The sequence below is a fragment of the Streptomyces adustus genome (assembly GCF_009377175.1).
Lineage (GTDB): Bacteria > Actinomycetota > Actinomycetes > Streptomycetales > Streptomycetaceae > Streptomyces > Streptomyces adustus.
The window spans coordinates 1-2,352 of sequence record NZ_VJZD01000503.1 but is presented as its reverse complement, the minus strand read 5'-3'; the positions used below and the strand labels follow the sequence as shown (position 1 = coordinate 2,352).

Annotated in this window: 2 protein-coding genes; one reads left to right on the top strand and one right to left on the bottom strand. The window is 69.8% G+C overall.

The features are described from left to right. Window positions 1-639: 639 nt before the first annotated feature. Entirely contained in the window at window positions 640-1,665 is a 1,026-nt protein-coding gene (gene trpS / locus FNH09_RS46110; protein ID WP_152895831.1) for a tryptophan--tRNA ligase, read from the top strand. On the opposite strand, the gene FNH09_RS46105 is transcribed toward trpS, so the two are convergent. After that, the coding region (locus FNH09_RS46105) for a GlxA family transcriptional regulator (RefSeq protein WP_152895830.1) at window positions 1,605-2,352 on the bottom strand (748 nt) is incomplete at its 5' end. The genes trpS and FNH09_RS46105 overlap by 61 nt on opposite strands.

The window sequence follows — 2,352 nt, the reverse complement described above, 5'->3', positions numbered from 1 at the left end:
CACCCTCTCGGGCTTTCCTCCGGGCTTTTTCCCTTCGGTCTTGCGTTTCCGACTCTATCAGACCGTTTCGCGATCCGATTTCCTCGGTGCTTTCCAGGTTCCCGCTCTCGCGTTTCCCTTTCCGGCGATTCCGACTCTATCAGACTCTTTCGGGCCTGACTCCCAGTCAGCGGGCTTTGCCTTCCCGGCCGTTGGGCCGTTCCGACGAGTGAGACTTTAGCGGATTCCCGGCTCCCGAGCTAATCGGGGGCCCCGTCCTTTCGAACGTGGATTCCTCATTTCGCAAATACGCACGCCAATGAAACGACGCGGCCCGGCAGACATGCCGACCGAGCGTCGAGTAGTGACTGGTACTTGCGGAATGGCTGTCCGGGGACCGACCGGGGTCGGCGCTCACGTCGGACAACTCGGAGAACACTACGGATCTCAGCAGGGCGTGTCAACTTGCTGCCCCGAGGGCCCTCGACCCGTACGCTGGGGGGCATGACTACACGTACGTGCACCCAGCTGTGGTGGGCCGCCTGACGGCGGCCGTACACACGTATGTACTCAACGGCCGCCGCCTCGGCGGCCGTTGGTGTTTCTCCCTCCAGAGGGGCGGCCGGCCGGAGGCGGCGGCCCCGATCAGGAGGTGACGAGATGAAGCGGGTCTTCAGCGGGGTCAAGCCGACCGGGCATCTGACGCTGGGGAACTACCTGGGGGCCATGCGGCAGTGGGCCGCGGTCGACCAGCACCGGGCGGACGCGCTGTTCTGCGTCGTCGATCTGCACGCCCTGACCGTCGAGCACGACCCCGGCCGGGTACGACGGCTGAGCCGCCAGTCGGCGACGCTGTTGCTGGCGGCCGGACTCGATCCCGAATTGTGCACCGTGTTCGTACAGAGCCATGTGGACGAACACGCGCGGCTGTCGTACGTACTGGAATGCGTCGCCACCGACGGCGAGATGCGGCGGATGATCCAGTACCGGGAGAAGGCCGCACGCGAGCGGGAACGCGGCGGGAGCGTGCGGCTGTCGCTGCTGACGTATCCGGTGCTGATGGCGGCGGACATCCTGGCGTACGGGACCGACGAGGTGCCGGTGGGCGACGACCAGGCGCAGCACGTCGAGCTGACCCGGGACCTGGCCGTACGGTTCAACCAGCGCTACGGACAGGCGTTCGTGGTCCCCAGGGCCACGCACCCGCCGGTGGCGGCGCGGGTCATGAACCTCCAGGACCCCACGTCGAAGATGGGCAAGAGCGAGGACGTCGGGCCGGGGATCGTCTATCTGCTCGACGAACCGGACGCGGTGCGGAAAAAGGTCATGCGGGCGGTGACCGACAGCGGCCGGGACGTCGCGTACGACCGTGAGCGGCGGCCGGGGGTGGCGAATCTGCTGGAGATCCTCGCCGCCTGCACGCAGGGCGATCCCCGGGTTCTGGCGGAGGCCTACGACTCGTACGGCGCGCTGAAGAAGGACACCGCGGAGGCCGTGGTCGAGACGCTCCGGCCGCTTCAGGCCCGGCACAAGGAGTTGCGCGCGGACCCCTCCTATGTGGAGGGGGTGCTGCGGGACGGGGCGGAGCGGGCTCGGGCGATGGCGCGGCCGGTCGTCGATGCCGCCTATCGCGCGATCGGGCTGCTGCCGCCGGTGTCGGAGGCGGTGGTGAACGCGGCGCGGTAGGCGCGCGGGCTGGTGGCGAGGCGCGAGGCAAAGTGCTGGCGCATCGTGACCTCGCTGCCGAAGCCGGCCCGGCGGGCGACCTCGGGCATGGGCAGGTCGGTGCGTTCGAGGAGCTTCTGGGCTGCGGCGATGCGCTGGTCGAGCAGCCAGCGCACCGGCGTGGTGCCGGTCTCGGCGGCGAAGTGACGGGCGAAGGACCGCGCCGACATGCCGGCGTGGGCGGCCAGGTCGGCGACCGTGAGCGGCTGGTGGAGATGGCGCAGGGCGTGTTCGCGGACGGAGGCGAGGGTGTCGGCGTCGCGGTCGGCGTGCGGGGTGGGGCGTTCGATGAACTGCGCCTGGGTGCCGGTGCGGAAGGGGGCCGTGACCATCGAGCGGGCGATGGTGGCGGCCGCTTCCGCGCCGTGGGCGGTGCGGACGAGATGGAGGCAGAGGTCGATGCCCGCCGCGGTGCCGGCCGCGGTCCAGATGTTGCCGTCCTCGATGAAGAGGGCGTCGGGGACGACGGTGACCTGCGGATGGTGGGCGCGGAGCTCGTCGATCAGGTTCCAGTGCGTGATGGCGCGGCGGCCGTCGAGCAGTCCCGCCTGGGCGAGGGTGAAGGCGCCGCCGCACAGGGCGGCGAGGGTGGTGCCGCGGGTGTGGGCGCGGCGCAGGGCGTCCAGGACCTGTCTCTTATACANAACT